Origin of the sequence: Pseudomonas sp. P7548 (assembly GCF_013386585.1) — a bacterium.
Lineage (GTDB): Bacteria > Pseudomonadota > Gammaproteobacteria > Pseudomonadales > Pseudomonadaceae > Aquipseudomonas.
In genome coordinates this window covers 12,577-33,226 of record NZ_JACARO010000048.1, presented here as the reverse complement: position 1 = coordinate 33,226, position 20,650 = coordinate 12,577, and the positions used below count along the sequence as shown (strand labels likewise).

At 63.1% G+C, this 20,650-nt stretch carries 14 protein-coding genes and 2 pseudogenes; 13 read left to right on the top strand and 3 right to left on the bottom strand.

All coding sequences use genetic code 11. The features are described 5' to 3' along the window. Positions 1-76 precede the first annotated feature (76 nt). The 11 genes and pseudogenes from HX803_RS20600 to HX803_RS20550 all read left to right on the top strand — a co-directional run bounded on the left by HX803_RS20600 (position 77) and on the right by HX803_RS20550 (position 14,219). On the top strand, positions 77-1,228 hold the full coding sequence (locus HX803_RS20600) for an LLM class flavin-dependent oxidoreductase (protein ID WP_178923012.1): 1,152 nt from the start codon (positions 77-79) through the stop codon (positions 1,226-1,228). 20 nt (positions 1,229-1,248) lie between these two features. Further along, entirely contained in the window at positions 1,249-2,298 is a 1,050-nt protein-coding gene (locus HX803_RS20595; protein WP_178923010.1) for an ABC transporter substrate-binding protein, read from the top strand. Positions 2,299-2,437: 139 nt separating this feature from the next. Next, positions 2,438-3,496: an ABC transporter substrate-binding protein gene (locus HX803_RS20590; RefSeq protein WP_176999103.1), complete on the top strand. Its 1,059-nt coding sequence runs from the start codon at positions 2,438-2,440 to the stop codon at positions 3,494-3,496. 370 nt (positions 3,497-3,866) lie between these two features. Next, positions 3,867-6,107 (top strand): TonB-dependent receptor, encoded by a 2,241-nt coding sequence (locus HX803_RS20585; protein ID WP_178923008.1) that lies wholly within the window; start codon positions 3,867-3,869, stop codon positions 6,105-6,107. A 212-nt stretch (positions 6,108-6,319) separates the two neighbouring features. Further along, positions 6,320-8,784, top strand: a pseudogene (locus HX803_RS20580) (TonB-dependent receptor plug domain-containing protein). A 259-nt stretch (positions 8,785-9,043) separates the two neighbouring features. Next, the gene (locus tag HX803_RS20575; RefSeq protein ID WP_176999100.1) at positions 9,044-9,796 is read left to right on the top strand and encodes an ABC transporter permease; all 753 of its coding nucleotides are present in this window, start codon (positions 9,044-9,046) and stop codon (positions 9,794-9,796) included. Between the two features lie 9 nt (positions 9,797-9,805). After that, a complete protein-coding gene (locus tag HX803_RS20570) occupies positions 9,806-10,567 on the top strand; it encodes an ABC transporter permease (protein ID WP_178923006.1) in 762 nt (253 codons plus the stop codon). Between the two features lie 11 nt (positions 10,568-10,578). Further along, entirely contained in the window at positions 10,579-11,367 is a 789-nt protein-coding gene (locus HX803_RS20565; protein WP_178923004.1) for an ABC transporter ATP-binding protein, read from the top strand. Positions 11,368-11,480: 113 nt separating this feature from the next. Continuing rightward, entirely contained in the window at positions 11,481-12,440 is a 960-nt protein-coding gene (locus HX803_RS20560; protein WP_178923002.1) for a threo-3-hydroxy-L-aspartate ammonia-lyase, read from the top strand. Positions 12,441-12,576: 136 nt separating this feature from the next. After that, positions 12,577-13,831, top strand: a pseudogene (locus HX803_RS20555) (dicarboxylate/amino acid:cation symporter). Positions 13,832-13,838: 7 nt separating this feature from the next. Further along, positions 13,839-14,219 carry a RidA family protein gene (locus tag HX803_RS20550; protein ID WP_178923000.1) on the top strand — a complete coding sequence of 127 codons (381 nt, stop codon included), beginning with the start codon at positions 13,839-13,841 and terminating at the stop codon, positions 14,217-14,219. Here the strand turns inward: HX803_RS20550 and HX803_RS20545 are convergent. Continuing rightward, positions 14,207-14,833 carry a transcriptional regulator gene (locus HX803_RS20545; RefSeq protein ID WP_178922998.1) on the bottom strand — a complete coding sequence of 209 codons (627 nt, stop codon included), beginning with the start codon at positions 14,831-14,833 and terminating at the stop codon, positions 14,207-14,209. The two genes, HX803_RS20550 and HX803_RS20545, sit on opposite strands and share 13 nt — an antisense overlap. Positions 14,834-14,903: 70 nt before the next feature. On the opposite strand from HX803_RS20545, the gene HX803_RS20540 reads away from it, so the two are divergent. Continuing rightward, a complete protein-coding gene (locus tag HX803_RS20540; protein WP_178922996.1) occupies positions 14,904-16,007 on the top strand; it encodes a DSD1 family PLP-dependent enzyme in 1,104 nt (367 codons plus the stop codon). Between the two features lie 254 nt (positions 16,008-16,261). Next, entirely contained in the window at positions 16,262-17,656 is a 1,395-nt protein-coding gene (locus HX803_RS20535; RefSeq protein ID WP_178922994.1) for a sodium:solute symporter family protein, read from the top strand. Positions 17,657-17,791: 135 nt separating this feature from the next. Here HX803_RS20535 and HX803_RS20530 read toward each other — a convergent pair whose 3' ends face one another. Continuing rightward, positions 17,792-19,405, bottom strand: coding sequence for a GMC family oxidoreductase (locus HX803_RS20530; protein ID WP_178922992.1), 1,614 nt, complete (start codon positions 19,403-19,405; stop codon positions 17,792-17,794). A gap of 26 nt (positions 19,406-19,431) precedes the next feature. Next, a complete protein-coding gene (locus tag HX803_RS20525) occupies positions 19,432-20,649 on the bottom strand; it encodes a mandelate racemase/muconate lactonizing enzyme family protein (protein ID WP_178922990.1) in 1,218 nt (405 codons plus the stop codon). Position 20,650 lies beyond the last annotated feature (1 nt).

Genomic DNA, 20,650 nt, shown 5'->3' with positions numbered 1-20,650 from the left:
GCCCCATGGCATGCCCGTTGCACACATCCCCTCCATCAGGTCCCTCGCACCTCGCACGACCGAATCAGGAGCACCCATGAGCACTGAATTTTTCTGGCGCCTGCCACTGGGCACCGACGGCCCGCAACTCACCACCGACAAACACAACCGCGGCAACCCCCACTACCGCCCCGGCCACATCGCCCCTGGCCGCCTGCCCAACGGCGAGCCCGACGACTTCACCTACATCGACTACATCGCCCAAGTCGCCAAGGCCGCCGAACTCGCCGGGTTCGAAGGTGCGCTGCTGCCCACCGGCCCCGAGCCGTGGATCGCCGCCGCCGCGCTGGCCCGGGAAACCCGGCGCATCAAGTTCCTGATCGCCTTCCAGGCCACCTGGACCCTGCCCGCCTACGCCGCCCAGCAGGCCGCGATCCTGCAGAACCTCAGCCGTGGCCGCCTGGACTGGAACATCATCACCGGCGGCAACCCCGCCAGCCAGCGCGCCAATGGCGACTTCTTGGAACACGACCTGCGCTACAAACGCACCGGCGAATTCCTCGACATCATCCAGGGGCTGTGGACCCACGAAAAATTCTCCTACGGCGGCGATATCTACCAGCTCGAAAACGGCGCCCTGCCCCACGGCCTGCAAAACGAGCGCAAGCCCGGGGTGTATTTCTCCGGCTTCTCGGACGCCGCCCTCGGCGTGGCCGCCAAGCACGCCGACGTGTACCTGAACTGGGCCGAGCCCATCGACAAGCTCAAGCCGCACATCGACCGCGTGCGTGAACTGGCCGACAAACAAGGACGCAGCGTGCGGTTTGGCCTGCGGGTCGACCTGTTCGCCCGCGAGACCGAAGAGCTGGCCTGGAAAGACCTGCGCCGCCAGTTCGACAAGCTCGAAGGCAAGCCCAGCGCCGTATCCAAAGGGTTTACCAGCGGTTCGGACTCGGTGGGTGCCGCGCGACAAACCGCCTACCACCAAAACGTCGACCGTTTTGACGACCTGATCATCGGCCCCAACCTGTGGGCCGGTTTTGCCAAGGCCAAGCCGGGCCCCACGGTCGGCCTGGTGGGCAGCCACGAAAACATCGCCGAGCGCCTGGTGGAATACCGCGACGCCGGCTTCTCGACGTTTATCCTCGCCGGCAACCCGCACCTGGAAGAAGCCCTGCGCATTGGCCAGGAAGTCTTGCCGCTGGTGCACCAACGCCCGGCCCTGCAACCCTTGAAAGCCAGCGCCTGAGCGCTGCGGGAGAACCTGTGATGACGCAACCCCTCGACACCCTCTGGTACACCCGTTGCCCCGTGCCCACTGGCCTGGGCATTGCCGTGCAGAAAGGCTGGCTGCAAGACACCGTCGGCGCCCTCGGCACCGAGGTGCAGTCCCTGCGCGAGTCCAACGACAAGACCGTACGCGAGTCGCACTTCGACCACACCCTGCAAAACTCGGTACGCCACGGCGGCAATATCCCGGCGATCTGGGCCCGTGCCCAAGGCCGTGAAACCCGTGTGATCGGCTTGTCCTGGGCCGATGAGGTGCAACTGATCCTGACCCGCCAGGACAGCGGCATCAAGACCGTCAAGGACCTCAAGGGCCGCACCTTCGGCCTGCCGGACTGGGCCGGCGCGCAGATCGACTTCACCCGTGCCCAGGCCTTGCGCGGCCTGGAAAACGCACTGTCGCTGGAAGGTTTGAAGGTCGGCGATGTGAAGCTGGTCAACTTCCGCTACGGCGGCACGTTCAGCGACAGCGCGGTGCGCAATGTGGCTGGCACGCCGGTCAATACACAGGTGAGCGAACGCAACCTGGAACTGATCGGCCTGTTGCGCGGCGAGGTCGATGCGATCTTCCTCAAGGGCGCCAGCGCGGCCCAGCATGCCCATGATTTCGGCCTGCACACGGTGATCGACACCGGTTCCCACCCCGACCCGCTGATCCGCAGCAACAACGGCACGCCGCGCACCCTGGCGGTGGACCTGAACCTGCTGGAGCAGCATTACGACGTGGCCACCGGCATCCTCGACTCGGTGCTGCGTGCCGAGCAATGGGCCCACACCCACCCCGAAGACACCCGCCGCTACCTGGCGCGGGAAACCAACAGCAGCGAGTACTGGGTGACCGCCGCCTACGGCGAGGATGCGCACCTGCGCCTGCGTACCGAACTGGACGAACAAGCCATTGCCGCCCTGCAGGACTTCACGAACTTCCTGCACCGTTGGCGCTTTATTCCCAACACCTTCGACGTGCGCGAATGGATCGATGCACGGCCGCTGCATGCGCTGCAAGACGGCAACACCGCACTCGCCAGCTAACCCTGTAGGAGCCCGGCTTGCCGGCGATGGCGTCGGCACATCCACTACAGATGTCGCCTGACACACCGCCATCGCCGGCAAGCCGGGCTCCTACAGGTCGGGCAGCGTTGAAAATTCATGGAGTTGAACGAAGACCGTTATGAGCAAACCACTCGATACCCTCTGGTACACCCACAGCCCGGTGCCCACCGGGCTTGGCATTGCCGTGCAATCCGGGCGGCTGGCCGAAGCCTTCCTGCCCTACGGCACCAACATCCAATCGTTGCGCGAATCCACCGAACGGGAAGTGCGCGAAGCCCACTACGACCATCACCTGCAGAACTCGGTGCGCCATGGCGGCAACATCCCGGCGATCTGGGCCTATGCCAGTGGCGTCGAGACCCGCGTGCTGGGGCTGTCGTGGAGCGACGAAGTGCAGTTGATCCTGACCACCGCCGAAAGCGGTGTGAAGAGCGTGCGCGACTTGAAAAACCGCCGCTTCGGCCTGCCCAAATGGGCCAACGTGCAGATCGACTTCACCCGCGCCCAGGCCCTGCGCGGCCTGGAAAACGCCTTGAAGCTGGAAGGCTTGAACGTCAGTGATGTGGAGCTGGTGGACTACCCCTACGGCGGCACCTACAGCGACAACCAGACCTCCTACGTGTACGGCCCCGAAGTCAGCCTGGGCGTCAGCCGTTTCAGCCGGCGCAATAACGAGCTGATCGGCCTGCTGCGCGGCGATATCGACGCGATTTTCCTCAAGGGCGCCCACGCCGTGCACCTGGCCAACGAGTTCGGCCTGCACGTGGTGGTCGACACCGGCTCCCACCCCGATCCGCTGATCCGCAGCAACAACGGCACGCCGCGCACCCTGACGGTGGACATCAACCTGCTGCAGGAACACTTCGATGCCAGCGTGAAAATCGTCGACACCGTGCTGCGCACCGAGCAATGGGCCTGGGCGAATCCGGATGAGACCCGGCGCTTTCTGGCCAAGGAACTCAATACCAGCGAGTACTGGGTAACGGCGGCGTATGGCGAGGATGCGCATCGGCGGTTGCGTACCACCCTGGACTCGCGGTCGATTGAAGCGTTGCAGGATTTCACGGACTTTCTGTTTCGCTGGCATTTCATTCCAAGGCGCTTCGATGTGCGTGACTGGATTGATTTCAGTGTGCTGGAAAAGGTCATTGGTTCTACCTCCCGCGTTGCCGTATAACCCCGCCCGCCACACAGACCCTGTAGGAGCCGGCTTGCCGGCGATGGCGTCATTGAAATCGCCATCGCCGCGGTGCGACGATTCGACAAGCCGGGCTCCTACAAGGTAGGTGTGAACCAAGAGAAATGTGTTGATCTGGCAACACTTCTCTTGCTGCTCCAGCAGCACCCTCCAAGCAACTTCTGCTGAATCCTCGACAGGCTGTTTTCACGGCCTACACACGTGCCGAATTTCTTCGTTAAAAGGCGTCACCTATAATTATTTATCCGTTAAATAACAGTAGGTTATGCATCTTTATCCATCCTGAAATCCTCTTGGCACGATCTCTGCTCTACCCCCTTCAAGGACACATTTTCCGGGGGAGACTTTCATGCATACCATCAATCCAATCACCAAGGGCTTATGGCTCGCTTTACTCGTTGCAGGCAGCGCTCACGCCGCTGAAGATGACACCACTCAAACCGAACCGGCACTCAAGACCGTGACCGTCACTGCACAACACCGCGAGCAAACCCTTCAAGAGGTGCCAGTGGCGGTGTCGGCGGTACAGGGCACCAACATTGTGGCCGACGGCGTGCGCAACATGGGCGACATCACCACCTTCATTCCCAACGCCTCAGCGAAGAACCCGGACGGCGATGGCCGCCCGCGCTGGTACATCCGTGGGTTGGGCACCGGCGACACCGGCGCGGCCACGGTGTACCCGGTGGGTATCTATGCCGACGACGTCTACCTCAACGCGCCGATTGCCGGGGGTGGGCCGCTGTGGGACCTGGAGCGCATCGAGATCCTGCGCGGCCCGCAAGGCACGCTGTACGGCAAGAACACCACGGCGGGCGCGGTGAATATCATCTCGAAAAAGCCCACCTTCGATACCGACGGCTTCGGCACCATCGGTTTTGGCAGCAAGAACGAACGCATCTTGAGCGGCGCCCTGGGCGGCACGTTGGTGGACGAGAAACTCGCCGCGCGGATCTCCCTGTATTCGGAAGAACGCGACGGCTTCCAGAAAAACCTGGTGGACGACCACACCTACGGCGACGTGAATAAAAAGGCCGTGCGCCTGCAGTTTTTCGCCCAGCTCAACGACGACCTCGATGCCCTGTGGAAGATCCACAGCCGCGAGTTCAAGGGCGACGGCGCCAACGGTGCACTGACCCTGGGCCGCTATTACAACGTGGGCTACCAGCGCCCGGCCGGGCGCAATATCGCGCTGAACGTGGATGACGACTCCAAACTCAACCACGACGGCACCTCGCTGACCCTCAACTGGCACCTGGGCGACTACACGCTCACGTCGATCACGGCGTACGACTACATTCGCGGCCAGTCCAGCAGTGACGCCGACTACACGCCGTACGAGGTCAACGGTACCTCCACCGCCGACAACAAATACACCCAGTATTCCCAGGAAATCCGCCTGGCCTCGCCCCAGCAGGAGACCCTGCGCTGGCTGGCCGGCGCGCACTATTTCCATGAGGACCTCGACAGCCAGGCCGGGCGTTTCATCGTGCCGGGGCCGACACCCAATGGCACCGGGTCCAACCAGATCGGCGGCGCCACGGACTTTCGTGACCTGAGCTACGACCACAAGACCGACAGCTACGCGCTGTTCGGCAACCTGACCTACGACTTCACCGACAACTTCAGCGTTACCGGTGGCCTGCGCTGGACCCAGGAAAAGAAAGACATCGACCTCAACCTCACCCAGTTGACCCGCGCCACGGCCAACGGCCCGTTGATCCCGCTGGCCGGTGTCGGCACCAACGGCAACCGCCAGGAAGACAAGACCTGGGAAGCCTGGACCTACGACCTCACCCCGGAATACCGCATCAACGACAACGTGCGGGTGTTCTTCCGTTATGCCCACGGTTTCCGTTCCGGGGGCTTCAACACCGGGCTGTCCACCAGCTTGTCGCAGCTGACCACGGTGGACCCGGAACAACTCGACGCCTATGAATTCGGTGTGAAGTCGGAGTGGTTCAACCACCGCCTCACGGCCAACGCGAATATCTTCTACTACGACTACTCGGATATTCAGGTGAACCTGCTGACGGTCAACAACGGCGTGCTGACCACCGCGCTCACCAACGGCGCCAAGGGCAAGGTCAAGGGCGCCGAGCTGGAGCTGGAAGGCCAACCGACCGACTACCTGCACCTGCGCGCGGCGATCTCGTTCCTGGACACCGAATACACCGACTTCAAGAACACCAACCCCAACACCGGTGCGGTCACCGGCGACTACAGCGGCAACAGCTTCGTGCGCTCGCCGCGTAACGTGGTGTCCCTGGGCGGCGACTACACCTTCCCGCTGGCCATCGGCGGCAAGTTGGTGGCCGGTGCCGACGTGAGTTTCCGCGACAAGGAATACTTCCTCGCCGACCGCCAGAGCAGCGCCGACAAAGACCTGAGCCAGCCCCACTACACCTTGGCCAACAGCCGGCTGACCTGGTACAGCGCCGACGAAAAACTCAGCGTCACCGGTTTCGTCAACAACCTCACCGACCGCCGCTACCAAGTCCATGGCCGGCCCAACGGTGGCCTTGGCCAATACGTGATCACCTATGGCGACCCCCGCACCGTGGGCCTGAGCGTGACCAGCCGCTTCTAACCCCCTGACTCACTGCCAAAACCGGCTCTCCCAAACGACACCGATCAACTGTGGGGGCTGGCTTGCCTGCGAAGGCGATTGCATCGCCGACAAGGTCATCGTCTGACCCACCGCTATCGCAGGCAAGCCAGCTCCCACCTTTGATCTCATCGGCACGGCAATAGAGCCCGGCGCGCAGACGCCAACGTTCAACTGTTGAAAGGACCACTTTTATGTTCCAACGCACTCCGTTGGCCGGCGCCATTGCGCTGGTCATGGGCAGCCTTGCCGTGCCTGTCTATGCGGCAGACACCACCCAGCCCACCGCAAAAAATGATCACCTGGACACCGTCGTGGTGCTCGGCACCCGCCGCAGTGACCTGACCGCCCTGCAGAGCGCAGCGCCCATCGACGTGTTGTCCGGCGAGCAATTGCAGCAGACCGGCGCCACCGATTTGTCCGGTGCGCTCACCGCCCTGTCGCCGTCGTTCAACTTCCCGCAATCGCCCCAGGGCGCGTTCGCCGGTTCCATCGCCCAAGGCGCGTCGCTGCGCGGCCTGGCCTCGGACCAGGTGCTGGTGCTGGTCAACGGCAAGCGCCGTCACAGCAGCGCCAACATCACCCGCCAGAGCCTGGTGAACGGGCGCGGTGCAGCCGCCGTCGACTTGAGCCTGATCCCGCTGAGCGCGATCCAGCGCGTGGAAATCCTGCGCGACGGCGCCGCCGCTCAATACGGCTCCGACGCCATCGCTGGGGTGATCAATATTGTGCTCAAGGAAAACGACGACGGCGGCAACCTCGGCTACCGCTTCGGTGGCTATGACAAAGGCGACGGTATCCAACGCAAGCTCAGTGGCTGGAAAGGTTTTGCCCTGCCCAACGACGGCTTCCTCACCCTGAGTTTCGACGCCGGCAGCCAGGATCCGGCCAGCGACACCAACCCCGACAACCGGACTTTTATCCCGGCGACACCAGCGTCAACACGCCACGCGAGCAGAACAACCGCTACCGCACCTGGCGCTGGGGCTCGGGCAATGTCTCGGACCAGTACAACGTCGTGGCCAACAGCGAGATCGGCCTCGGCGAGGGTTTCACCGCCTACGGCTTCGCCACCTACGCCCACAAGAACACCGACGCCGAAGGCTTCTTCGACCCGCCCACCACCTTGCGCAACAACTACGGCAGCACCGCGTTGCAACGCTACCCGGACGGGCGCTTGCCGGTGACCCGCTACGGCCTGGAAGACTATGCCGTGACCGGTGGCCTGCGTTTTGAGAATGATCAATTGGGCAAGTTCGACCTGGCGCTGAACCATGGCAACAACACGCTCACCTCCGATGACCGCAACGCGATCAACCCCAGCTATGGCGTGAACAGCCCGTCGAACATCTACACCGGCAAGCGCGAGAACGACCAGACCAACCTGACCCTGGACTGGGTGCGGGACTTCCCCACCGACTTGCTGTTCAAGCCGCTGACCCTGTCGGCCGGCCTGGCCTGGCGCAAAGAGAACTACCAACTCAGTGCCGGCGAGGCGGCCGGCTGGCAGAACGGGCCGTTGTTCAATACGGTCGACCCGATCACCGGGCGGCGCATTCCCGGCTATTACTCGGGTATCACCCAGGTGGACGCAGCGTCCCTGGAGCGCAAGGTGCTCGGCGCGTACATCGACGTCGAAGGCCAAATCACCGAGAAATTCCAGGCCGGCGTGGCGGTGCGTACCGAGCACTATTCGGACTTCGGCGACACCACCAACGGCAAGCTGTCGCTGCGTTATGACTTCACCCCGCAGATTGCCGCACGAGCCACGGCCAGCACCGGCTACCGTGCGCCCTCGCTGGTGCAGAGCGGCATGTCGTCGTTCAGTGTGCAGGTGGTGGAGCAGCCGCCGGGCAGCGGCAACTACGTGGAGGTGCAGCAACGTACGCTGCGCGCCAACAGCCCCGAAGCCCAGGCCCTGGGCGGCAAGGCGCTAAAGCCGGAAGAGTCGACCAACTACTCCCTCGGCCTGGTGTGGCGCCCCCTGGAAAACGCCTCGGTGACGGTGGACGCCTACCGCATCAACATCGACAACCGCATCACCCTCTCCGACCAATTGCCAGCCAGCGTGGTGACGCCGATCTTTGCCGGCACGCCCTACGCCAACATCCAGAGCGCGGCGTTCTACACCAACGTGGCCGACACCCGCACCGACGGCATCGAGCTGACCGGCAACTACCAGTGGGACCTGCAGCAATGGGGCCGCCTGAACCTGAGCAGCGGCTTTGCCAAGACCAATACCACCATCACCGGCTTGCGCGACGTCGGCAATATCAAGGGTTCGCAGATTGTCGGGCGCAACACCCAGGGCCTGATCGAAGACGGCACGCCGGACTCCAAGCTGACCCTGAGCGCCAACTGGCTGTATGAGAACTGGGGCCTCACCGTGGCGCAGCGTCGGTATGGCGAATGGAAAAGCCTCAACGCCACCAACCCCAACCTGGACCAGACGTTCAGCCCGCAATGGGTGACCGACGTGGACCTGTCGTACACCTTCCACAAGGGCATCAAGGTCTCAGTGGGCGCGATCAACCTGTTCGACACCCACCCGGACAAGGCCGACGGTGCGCAGTTGTACGGCGTGCCGAAGTACTCGATCACCAGCCCCGAAGGTGCCCAGGGGGCGTTCTACTACACCAGTGTGAGCTACGACTTCTGAGGCGACTGCTGAATGGGTGCTGCTCCAGCAGCACCCTTCTGCTGCCCAGGCATCAACCCGCTCTCCCTGAAGGAACAAATATCCACTGTAGGAGCTGGCTTGCCCGCGATGGCGGCGGCACAGCCAACCATGATGTCGACCGGAACATCGCTATCGCTGGCAAGCCAGCGCCTACAGGAGATCTTCAGGGTGTTCGGGATTCATACATGGCACATGTCTTGCGATAGCCAGCGGGTACTTAGTCCAATTAAGACCCGCCATGCGCCTCCTTCGACTGCTCTCCTGGCTTATCTCACCCCTCGCCCTGCTCGCCACCTGGGCGCTGGTAGCCCATCTCGGCATTTTCCCGCGCAACCTGTTGGTACCTCCCGCCCAGGTGCTGCAAACCTTTGAAGAACTGCTCGCCAGCGGCGAATTGCTCGACCACTTGGGCAACAGCCTGTCGCGCCTGGGCCTGGGGTTTGGCATCGGCTCGCTGTGCGGCCTGGCCTTTGGCGTGCTGATGGCGCTGTCCAAGAACGTCGAGGCGTATTGCGGCCCACTGTTCCACACCCTGCGCCAGATCCCCAGCATCGCCTTGATCCCAATGTTCGTGCTGCTGTTCGGTATCGACGAAACCTTCAAGATCATCATCGTCGCCAAGACCGCGTTTTTCCCCGTGGCCCTGGCGGCCGGCGAAGGCGTGCGTGGCATCCCGCGCAGTTATTTTGAAGTGGCCGATGTGTACCGCCTGCGCTGGCCGACGTTTGTGCGCCTGGTGGCCCTGCCCGCCGCCGCGCCGCCGATCATCACCGGTTTTCGCATCAGCCTGACCCGCGCCTGGGTGGTGCTGGTGGCCACCGAATTGCTGGCGGCCGACAGCGGCCTGGGACAGATGATCGAAATGGCCCGGCAGATGCTGCGCATCGATGTGGTGATGGTTGGCGTGGTGGTCACCGGAGTGATCGGCTTCGGCCTCGACTACGGCTTTCGTCGCCTCGAACAACGCCTGTTCCGTTGGCAGACCCGCTAGGAGTTCCCCATGCTGCCCTTGTTGAGAAAATCACGCGGCCTGTTGCTGCCACTGCTGTTGATCCTGGCCTGGGAATACGCCTCGCGCCAGGACGCGGCAGGCGCGTATGCGTTTGTGCCGCTGTCGGCGATCGGCGCCGCGCTGTGGGAAATGCTCGGCAACGGCGAGTTGCTGGTCAACCTGCTGGCCAGCCTGGCGCGCACCAGCACCGGCCTGGTGCTGGGCATCCTGTTCGGCGTGACGCTGGGGGTGCTGATGGCGCTGTCAGGCGTGGCCAACCGCTTGATCGGCCCGCTGTTCCATTCGATTCGCCAGGTGCCAATGCTCGGCTGGATCCCGCTGATTGCCATGTGGTTCGGCAACGGCGAGTTCTCCAAGGTGCTGATCGTCAGCCTCGCGGCGTTTTACCCGATGGTGCTCAACACCTATCAAGGCTTCAGCCATGTGGAGCGCCGCTACCGTGAAGTCGGCCAGGTGCTGGTGCTGACGCCGCTGCAACAGTTCACCCAGGTGCTGCTGCCGGCCGCGCTGCCGAGCATTGCCACCGGCGTGTTGCACGCCCTGGCGTTTGCCTGGGTCACGGCGATCGGCAGTGAGCTGTTCCTGTCCTCCGGCGCCGGCCTGGGCAATTTGATGATGAACGCCGAAGCCGGCTCACGCATGGAAGTGATCGTGCTGAGTGTGCTGTGCATCGGTTTGCTCGGCTACTTGATGACGCTGTTGTTCACCCTGCTGAGCCGCCACCTGTTGCGCTGGCGCAACCTCCGTTGAAAGGTCCCGATATGAATGCCATTGCCCATCACACCCTCCACCAGCACGTGCAGACCGGCGCCCTGCAGATTCGCGGCCTGAACAAGGCCTATCGCATCGAAGGCCGCGACCTGCCGGTGCTGCAGGACATCCACCTCGACGTGCGCCCGGGGGAATTCATCAGCATTGTCGGCGCCAGCGGCTGCGGCAAGTCCACCCTGCTGCGCCTGATCGTCGGGCTGGAAGCCGAGTACCAAGGCGACATCCTGTTGGACGGTAAACGCATCGCTGCCACAGGGCTGGAGCGCGGCATCGTGTTCCAGGACCACCGCCTGTTCCCGTGGATGACCGTCAGCGAGAACATCGCCCTGGCCCTGAAAAACCACACGCTGCCCCAGGCCGAAAAAAACCGTTTGGTGACCGAGCATATTGCCTTGGTGAACCTCAGCGGCTTCGAGAACGCCTACCCCCATCAACTCTCCGGTGGCATGGCACAACGTGCGGCAATCGCGCGGGCGCTGATCAACAAGCCCAAGGTGTTGCTGCTGGACGAACCCCTGGGCGCCCTGGATGCGTTGACCCGCGTGCACCTGCAACGGGAGCTGCAACGTATCTGGGTGCAACAGCGTTGCACGGTGATCATGGTGACCCACGACATCGAAGAAGCGCTGTACCTGGGTGACCGGGTGATTGTGATGGACGCCCACCCTGGGCGGATCAAGCATGAAATCCGCGTCGACCTGCCCCACCCACGGGACCGAACCTCGCCGGTACTGCAAGGCTACAAGGAGCAGTTGCTGGAGGAACTCGTGGGCCACTGATGCCAAAGCGCATGTGACAGACGGAACTTTACAATTTGTCTTGATATGGATATTTTATCCAGACATAGACAACAGGGCTTCCGTGCCCGGGTACTTTTCCAGAGGTCCGTCCCATGCAACTGTCCACCTACCACGACGTCGTCGCCGCCGCCCAGCGCCTGGAAGGCTTTGCCCATCGCACGCCGGTCTTCACCTCGCGCACCCTCGATGCCGAGACCGGCGCCCAGGTGTTCATCAAGTGCGAGAACCTGCAACGCACCGGCTCGTTCAAGTTTCGCGGCGCGTTCAACGCCCTGTCGCGCTTTGACGAGCAGCAGCGCAAGGCCGGGGTGGTGGCGTTCTCTTCCGGCAACCACGCCCAGGGCATCGCCTTGGCCGCGCGCCTGCTGCAGATGCCGGCGACCATCGTCATGCCCACTGACGCGCCGGCAGCGAAGGTCGCGGCCACCCGTGAATACGGTGCCAGCGTGGTGTTCTACGACCGCGTCACTGAAGACCGCGAGCAGATCGGCCGGACCCTGGCGCTAGAGCACGGCATGACCCTGATCCCGTCCTACGACCACCCCGACGTGCTCGCCGGCCAAGGCACCGCCGCCAAGGAGCTGCTGGAATTCACCGGGCCCCTGGACGCGCTGTTCGTTGGCCTGGGCGGCGGCGGCATGCTTTCGGGCACCGCGCTGTCGACCCGCGCCCTGGCGCCGGATTGCCTGCTGTACGGCGTCGAACCCGAGGCCGGCAATGACGGCCAGCGCTCGTTCCAGACGGGCAGCATCGTGCACATCGATACCCCGGCCACGATTGCCGACGGCGCCCAGACCCAGCACCTGGGGGAGCATACGTTTCCGATCATCCGTGACCAGGTGAACGACATCCTCACCGTGTCCGACGCGCAACTGGTGGAGGGCATGCGCTTCTTCATGCAGCGCATGAAGATGGTCGTGGAGCCCACCGGTTGCCTGGGCCTGGCGGCCTTGCGCAATGCCAATGGCCGGTTCAAGGGCCAGCGCGTGGGCATCATCGTCACCGGTGGCAACGTCGACATCGAGAAATACGCGAGCCTGCTCCAAGGCTGACCCGCGCCCCGCACACACCGGATTAATGGCCGAAAAGCGCCCGCCGAGGCGCTGACGGCCCCGCTTTGCCTGCTGAAAACTGCCGCCGATAAAAAACGCCCGGGCCCGCCCCGGGCCTCAACAACAAGAGGTGCTTATGAAAAACCGTTACCTGGCCCGGGCCATCGTGATTGCGATACTCCTGGGTGTACTGGTGGGGGGGCGTGTTGCATGCGCAACTGGATGCCGACACCGCCAAGACCCTCGCCGGTTACTTCAACCTAGTGACCGATGTGTTCCTGCGCCTGATCAAGATGGTGATCGCGCCGCTGGTGCTGGCGACGCTGATCAGCGGGGTCGCGAGCATGGCCGACAGCGGCGCCATTGGCCGTGTGGGCCTCAAGGCGATGAGCTGGTTCTTGCTGGCCTCGGTGGTGTCGCTGCTGATCGGGCTGTTGCTGGCCAACCTGTTCCAGCCCGGCGTAGGGCTTGGCCTGAATACGCCCACCAGCGGCGCCAGTGGTTTGAACACCGCCAGCTTCAACCTCTCGGGCTTTTTGTCCCATGTGTTTCCGCGCAGCATTGTCGAGGCCATGGGCAATAACGAGGTGCTGCAAATCGTGGTGTTTTCGCTGTTCTTCGGGGCGGGCCTGGCGTTTGTCAAAGGCCAGGGCAAGTCGAGCATCCTGAGCGTGCTCGAAGAGCTGACCCAGGTGATGTTTCGCATCACCGAGTACGTGATGTGGGTGGCGCCGCTCGCGGTGTTTGCCGCCATCGCCGCCACCATCAGTCTGTACGGGCTGGGCATGCTGGTGAGCTTCGGCAAGTTGATCGCGCAGTTCTACCTTGGCCTGGCGCTGCTCTGGCTGGTGATCGGCGGCGCTGGCTACATCGCCCTGGGCGCACGTTTCAAGCACCTGCTGCATCTCCTGCGAAGCCCGGTGTTGTTGGCGTTCTCCACGGCCAGCAGCGAGGCGGCCTACCCCAAGACCATCGACGCCCTCGACAGCTTCGGCTCGCCCAAACGCGTGACCAGTTTTGTATTGCCCCTGGGTTACTCGTTCAACCTCGACGGCTCGATGATGTACCAGGCCTTTATCGTGATGTTCATCGCCCAGGCCTACGGCATCGACATGAGTTTCGGCCACCAGGTGATGGTGCTGCTGACCTTGCTGGTGATCAGCAAAGGCACGGCCGGCGTGGCCCGTGGCTCGCTGGTGGTGCTCGCGGCCGGCTTGCCGATGGTGGGCCTGCCGGAAGCCGGTTTGCTGCTGATCCTGGCAGTGGACCCGATCCTGGACATGGGCCGCACCGCCACCAACGTGTTCGGCTGTGGCGTGGCCACGGCAGTGATCGGCAGCACTACACCCGACGAACAGCCTCAACCGGCTCCCCTTCCCTACCTTGCTTGAGACCACTATGACTCTGCATCACACCCCGAACGCATCGCCGCCTGCCGGCCATTATTCCCAGGCCGCCAGCCACAACGGCACGCTGTACATCTCCGGGCAATTGCCGGTGAGCCCCGACGGGCGCCATAACCTGTCGGCGCCGTTTGCCGAGCAGGCGCAACTGGCGCTGGACAATTTGCTGGCGATTTTGCAGGACGCCGGCGGCACGCCCCAGGACCTGGTGAAGATCACGGTGTATGTGGCCGGGGTTCGGCACTGGCCGGAATTCGATCGCGTGTACGCCGCCGCGCTGGGCGAGCATCGGCCGGCACGGGCGGTGGTGCCGGTGCCGGAGCTGCATCATGGGTATCTGGTGGAGATTGAAGCGGTGGCGCGCTACTTGGCGTAGGTGTAGACCGCCGCGCGCGACACGCCCAGGTGCGAGGCCACGGTCTCCATGGCCCGGCGCACGTCCATGCAACCGGAGTCCTTGAGCTCCTGCATGAGCAGGCGCCGGTCTGCGGCCTTGAGGGCGCGCGGGGTGGTGGCCAGGCGTGCGGCGAACTGGTCGATGCGCGCACGGATGGCGTCGGCCCCGGACGGGTCAAGGGATTCACCGGGCTTGTCGCCGCTCACCGAGCCGAACTGTTCGAGCAGGCTCTGCAAGCCACGGAACAACGACAGGTCGACGTTCATGCACAGGGCCGCCACGTATTGGCCGCTGGCGTCCTTGATGCCAATGGAGGTGCTCTTGACCTGGCGGCCATCGCTGAACTGGTTCTGGTAGTTGGCAATGATTTGCGGGTACTCGGGGTCGGCGATACGTGCCAGGCCCAGCTCAGTGGCCGGATCGCCCGGCGCACGGCCCGAGAGGTTGTTGTGGATGGCCAGGATCGCGTGCTGCGGGTCGCGCAAGTCGTGCAGCACCACTTCGCAGAACGGGCTGAAGGTTTGGCTCAAGCCTTCGGCGATCTGTTCGAGCTGGCTGATCAGGGTGGTTTCTTCAAGCGAGGTCTTTTTCATGCAAGACAACATATCCAGTCCTGGACAGGGCGTCAATTTCGACCCTGCCCCCTATCGTGGAGCTTCAACCATGGACACCCCTGCCGCACTGATTGATACCGTGAAAATGCAGCGCAATCTCGAGCGCATGCAGCAAAGAGCCGACAGCCTGGGCGTGCAACTGCGTCCGCATGTCAAAACCCATAAGTGCGCCCAGGTGGTGGCGGCACAAATCGCGGCGGGCGCCCGTGGCATCACGGTGTCGACCCTCAAGGAAGCCGAGTACTTTTTTGCCCAGGGCATCCACGACATCCTGTACGCCGTAGGCATGGCACCGCACAAATTGCCTCAAGCGCTGGCGTTGCGGCGCCAGGGCTGTGGGTTGACGCTGATCACCGACAGCCTCGCCGGGGCCCAAGCGATTGTCGATTTCGGCCGGGAACAGGGCGAAACCTTTGCGGTAATGATCGAGATCGATTGCGACGGTCATCGTTCCGGGGTCAAGCCGCAGGATCCCGCCTTGCTGGAGATCGCCCGGGTGCTTGGCGACAGCCTGGTGGGCGTGCTGACCCATGCCGGCGAAAGCTACGGCCTGGACACGCCCGAGGCCTTGCAAGCCATCGCCGAACTGGAACGCGCCCGCTGCGTCGAGGCAGCCGAACGTATTCGTGCAGCCGGGATGCGTTGTGAACAGGTGAGCGTGGGCTCCACGCCGACCGCGCTGTCAGCCGTGAGCCTAGAGGGCGTCACCGAGCTGCGTGCCGGCGTGTATGCGTTTTTCGACCTGGTGATGCACAACATCGGCGTGTGCGGCACAGATGAACTGGCCCTGAGCGTGCTGACCACGGTGATTGGCCATCAGCCGGAAAAAGGCTGGATCATCACCGACGCCGGCTGGATGGCGATGAGCCGGGACCGTGGCACGCAAACGCAGAAGCGCGACTTTGGTTATGGGCAAGTGTGCGATGAGGCCGGTGAACTGATCGATGGACTGCTGTTGAGCAGTGCCAATCAGGAACACGGTGTGGCGCGGTTCCAGGGGCACGAGGTGGAGGTGGTGGCACAGTTTCCATTGGGGACACGCCTGCGGATTTTGCCTAACCATGCGTGTGCCACTGGGGCGCAGTTCGGCAGTTACCATGCGGTGTTAGAGAGTGGTGACGTAGAGGTGTGGGAACGCTTACGCGGCTGGTAACCCATGCACAGAACATTGTAGGAGCCCGGCTTGTCGAATCGTCGCACCGCGGCGATGGCGTCCACGAGGCAAGTGCATGGCTCAAAGGCCCCATCGCAGGCAAGCCAGCTCCCACAGGAGGAGGTGATGCGCCGGCTTCTACGGGCTTTCTAGATACCTGGTGGGTATCACTTGATACTCACTTGATATTAGACGCCAACAAAACAGAGGGGTGAAACTAGCGCCAACTATAAAAATACCTAAAGAGTATAACCATGCCCTCCCATTCCTCCTGGATCGTCCTGTCCATCACTGGCCTGTACATGTTCAGCCTCGCGCTGATCAGCTACGGCGTGCGTCGGCACTCGCGCAGTGCCACCAACTACACCACCGGTGGCGGGCATTTTCCGGCCTTTTTGATTGGCTTCCTGATGCTCTCGGAGTTCATCGGCACGGCGGTGAGCATTGGTACCGCGCAAACCGGCTTCAAGGTCGGCTTGTCGGCCGCGTGGAACCTGTTTGCCCTGGCCCTGGGCTTTGTGCTGTTCGCCTGGCTGCTGGCGCGCAAGTACAAGGAGCTGGGCGACAACACCATCTCCGGCGTGCTCTCGCGCAACTACGGCCAGCGCACGCGCTTTGCCACGTCCATCATCACCATTTTTGCCCTGGAGATCGTCGCTGTGTCGATCTACGCCAGCGGCGGCGCGGTGTTGGCGAGCGTGATGCAAGTGGACCGCACCCTGGCCATCGTCATCGTCGGCGTGGTCTCGGTGGTGTACGTGAGCATCGGCGGCATGCGTTCGGTGATCTACACCAACTTCGTGCACGCGGCACTCAAATACCTGGGGGTTGGCCTGGCGCTGTGGTTCGGCCTCAAGCAGGTCGGCGGCATTGGCCAGTTGCAGGCGCACTTGCCGGCCAGCATGTTCGAATGGACCACCGTAGGCTGGGGCCAGATCATCGCGTGGATGATCGCTGGCATCGGTTCGATTTTCTCCACCCAGTACGTGATCCAGGCGGTCAATACCGTGAGCCATGCGGGCAAGGCCCAGCGCGCGTGTTTCTACGTGGCGGTGCTAATGGTGCCGTTTGGTATCGGCGCGGCGTTGATTGGCATGTGCAGCGCGGTGCTGTTTCCCCAGGTGGATTCGCTGCAAGCCTTTCCCAGCCTGATCGCGAGCATGGACCAGCTCACCGCAGGTCTGGTGGTCGCGGGCCTGGCCGGCTCGCTGTTCGGCACCATTTCGGCGGTGAGCATGGGCTCGGCGACGTTGCTGCTGCGCGACTTCTACGAGCCGTGGTTCAACCCGGAAAAAAGCGACGTGAAGAACCTGCGTTTCGTGCGCTTGGCGACGATTGCGGTGGGTTTGCTGCCCATTGCCCTGGCGCTGACCTCGGACAAGGTGCTGATGATCGCCTTCCTCGGCAAAGCCCTGCGTGTGTCCCTGGCGGTGCTGGTGTTGCTGGTGTTCTATGCACCACGGTTTGGCACAGCGACGGGGGCGTTTTTGAGCATCATTGCGTCATTGGTGGCAACGGTGGGATGGTTTCTGGCGGGGAACCCGTGGGGGGTTGATAACGCCTACGTGGCGTTGCTGACGCCGTTGATCATCATGAGTTTGAGCCATGTGATGCAGCGCCCAACCCCGCTGGCCACACAAGCCACCTGACCGGTAGAGGCTGAGAGCACCATCCTGTAGTGAGCGAGCTTGCTCGCGCTGGGCTGCGAAGCGGCCCCACAAAAGCGGGAGCGCTGCGCACTCCGGCGCGAGCAAGCTCGCTCACTACAGTCGATGGAGACAGGGTTAGCCGGCGTCTTGCAGGATCAGGTCGGCGCCCTTCTCTGCCACCATCAACACCGCCGCGTGGGTGTTGCCCGAGGTCACGTTGGGGAAGATCGACGCATCGACAATGCGCAGCCCTTCCAGCCCATGCACCTTCAAGCGCTTGTCCACCACCGACACCTGCGGGTCTGAGCCCATGGCGCAGGACCCGCACAGGTGGTAGATCGAGCCGCTGTTCTCGCGGAAGTATTGCAGCATTTCTTCATCGGTCTGCACCGCCGCGCCCGGCAAGACTTCGGCCACGGTGATGCCCTTGAGTGCCGGCGCCTGCATGATCTTGCGCATCAACCGGCTGCCCTGGATCACCTCATCGATGTCCTTCTGGGTGCTCAGGTAGTTGGGGTCGATCAGCGCCGCATCACGCGGGTTTTTCGAGGCGATGCGGATGGTGCCCCGGCTGGTCGGCCGGCACGGGTTGAAGCACAGCAGGAAGCCGGAATACGGCTCGGGCTTGAGGCTGGCCTTGTTGTTTTTCGGGATCTGGTACGACAGCGGGTTGAAATACAGCTGCAGGTTCGGGTCTTTCTGCTCTTCGTTGCCGCGAAAGAAACCACCGGCCTGGTTGACGCTCATCGCCAGTGCGCCCTTGCGGGTGAACAGGTATTTGAGGCCCAGTTTGAACTGGCCGAACAACGAGCTGAGCTCATCGTTCAAGGTCGGAATATTGGCCTTGTAGTAATAGCTGGCGCACAGGTGGTCCTGCAGGTTTTCACCCACGGCCGGCAGGTGCTTGACCAGCGGGATATTGTGCTCGGCCAGCAGCTGCTGATCGGCCACGCCGGACAGTTGCAGGATCTTCGGCGTGTCCACCGCGCCGGCGCAGAGAATCACTTCCTTGCGCGCAGTGAAGGTGCGGTTCACGCCGTGCTGGGTCACGGCAATGCCGGTGGCGCGCTGCTGGTCGTCGAACAGCACGCGGTCGACCAGGGCATGCAACTCCACCGTCAGGTTGGAGCGCCCCAGCGCCGGGTGCAGGTGCGCAAAGCTGCTGGAACTGCGCTCGCCGTTGCGGGTGTTGACGTCATACAGGCCGGCGCCTTCGAAGTTCGGGCCGTTGAAGTCGTCGCTGTGGGCATAGCCCAGTTGCTCGCAGCCCTTGAGGAACACGTCGCAGATCGGGTGAGTCTGGCCCTTCATCGGCGTGATGCTGATCGGGCCGCTGCTGCCGTGGTACTCGGTGTCGCCCAGGGGGTGGTTCTCCAGCTTGCGAAAGTACGGCAGTACGTCTTTGAAGCCCCAGCCGTCGTTGCCGTTGGCCGCCCAATCATTAAAGTCATGGGCCTGGCCACGCACGTAGATCATCGCGTTGATCGAGCCCGAACCGCCCTGCACCTTGCCCCGTGGGGCGTAGATGGCACGGTCGGCCAACTGCTTTTGCGGCTGGCTGTAATACATCCAGTTGAAGGTCGGGTTGTAATACATCTTGGCGAAACCGACCGGGATCTTGAACCACCAGGAGCTGTCCTTGCCGCCCGCTTCCAGCAGCAACACGGAGTGTTCGCCCGAGGCGGACAACCGGTTGGCCAGGACGCAGCCTGCGGCGCCAGCCCCGGCGATGATGTAGTCATATGTCATTCACGGTTACCGCGTAGTCGTTTTTTTTAGCCCTTGGCGGGCGAAGTGTCTTTCACGTCAGCCGGTGTCGGCGCCATTTGCAGGTGCAGGCGCTCACCGGTGTACGGCGTGTGTTTGCGCACCACGTCCATGTTCAGCTCCACACCAAGGCCCGGCTCGGTGGACGGGATGATGTAGCCGTCCTCCCATTGCAGCGGCTTGGTGAGGACTTCGGCATGGAAACCGCCCCAGGTCATGATGCTTTCCTGGATCAGGAAGTTCGGCGTGCAGGTGGCCAACTGGAAGCTGGCAGCCGCGCCAATGGGCCCGTTGTACAGGTGCGGGGCGATCTGCGCGTAGTAGGCCTCGGCCATGCTCGCGATCTTCTTGGCTTCCAGCAGCCCGCCGCAACGCGCCACGTTCATCTGCAGGATCGACGCGCCACCGGCTTGCAGCAGCTTGAAGAATTCGTACTTGGTGGTCAGGCGCTCACCGGTGGCAATCGGGATGCTGGTCTTGGCCGCGACCTGGGCCATGGCGTCCTCCTGGCCTGGCGGCACCGGCTCTTCAAACCACAGCGGGTCGTATTTTTCCAGGCGCTTGGCCAGGCGGATCGCCGATGACGGCACCATCTGCCCGTGGGTGCCGAACAGCAGGTCACACTTGTCGCCCACCGCTTCGCGGATCTTGCGGCAGAAGGTCTCGCAACGCTCCAGCACTTCCAGCGAGACCTGGTGACCGGAGTACGCGGTGTACGGGCCGGCCGGGTCGAACTTCACGGCGGTGAAGCCCTTGTTCATGTTCTCGATGGCGCACTCGGCCGCCAGGTCCGGGTCGTCGTAGTCGTACTCACCCTTGCTGTTGACCGGGTACAGGTAGGTGTAGGAGCGCAGGCGCTCGTTGACCTTGCCGCCAAGCAGTTCGTAGACCGGTTTGTTCGCCGCCTTGCCGATGATGTCCCAGCAGGCCATTTCCAGGCCGCTGACCACGCCCATCATGGTCAGGTCCGGGCGCTGGGTGAAACCGCTGGAGTAGGCCTGGCGGAAGAAGCGTTCGATGTGGTGCGGGTCATGGTTGAGCAGGTAGCGCTCGAACACGTCCTCGATGATCGGCAGCATGGCCTTGGGGCCGAAGGTGGCGGCGTAGATCTCGCCGACGCCTTCGATGCCGCAGTCGGTCTTGAGCTTGACGAACAGCCAGTACATGCCGCCGATGTGCGGCGGTGGAACGGCAACGATATGGGTTTCAAGGGCGACGATTTTCATC

Bases quoted from the DNA above. Each gene is read 5' to 3' on its own strand.
- HX803_RS20600 (WP_178923012.1), top strand. From the start codon at position 77: ATGAGCACTGAATTTTTCTGGCGCCTGCCACTGGGCACCGACGGCCCG.
- HX803_RS20595 (WP_178923010.1), top strand. From the start codon at position 1,249: ATGACGCAACCCCTCGACACCCTCTGGTACACCCGTTGCCCCGTGCCC.
- HX803_RS20590 (WP_176999103.1), top strand. From the start codon at position 2,438: ATGAGCAAACCACTCGATACCCTCTGGTACACCCACAGCCCGGTGCCC.
- HX803_RS20585 (WP_178923008.1), top strand. From the start codon at position 3,867: ATGCATACCATCAATCCAATCACCAAGGGCTTATGGCTCGCTTTACTC.
- HX803_RS20575 (WP_176999100.1), top strand. From the start codon at position 9,044: ATGCGCCTCCTTCGACTGCTCTCCTGGCTTATCTCACCCCTCGCCCTG.
- HX803_RS20570 (WP_178923006.1), top strand. From the start codon at position 9,806: ATGCTGCCCTTGTTGAGAAAATCACGCGGCCTGTTGCTGCCACTGCTG.
- HX803_RS20565 (WP_178923004.1), top strand. From the start codon at position 10,579: ATGAATGCCATTGCCCATCACACCCTCCACCAGCACGTGCAGACCGGC.
- HX803_RS20560 (WP_178923002.1), top strand. From the start codon at position 11,481: ATGCAACTGTCCACCTACCACGACGTCGTCGCCGCCGCCCAGCGCCTG.
- HX803_RS20550 (WP_178923000.1), top strand. From the start codon at position 13,839: ATGACTCTGCATCACACCCCGAACGCATCGCCGCCTGCCGGCCATTAT.
- HX803_RS20545 (WP_178922998.1), bottom strand. From the start codon at position 14,833: ATGAAAAAGACCTCGCTTGAAGAAACCACCCTGATCAGCCAGCTCGAA.
- HX803_RS20540 (WP_178922996.1), top strand. From the start codon at position 14,904: ATGGACACCCCTGCCGCACTGATTGATACCGTGAAAATGCAGCGCAAT.
- HX803_RS20535 (WP_178922994.1), top strand. From the start codon at position 16,262: ATGCCCTCCCATTCCTCCTGGATCGTCCTGTCCATCACTGGCCTGTAC.
- HX803_RS20530 (WP_178922992.1), bottom strand. From the start codon at position 19,405: ATGACATATGACTACATCATCGCCGGGGCTGGCGCCGCAGGCTGCGTC.
- HX803_RS20525 (WP_178922990.1), bottom strand. From the start codon at position 20,649: ATGAAAATCGTCGCCCTTGAAACCCATATCGTTGCCGTTCCACCGCCG.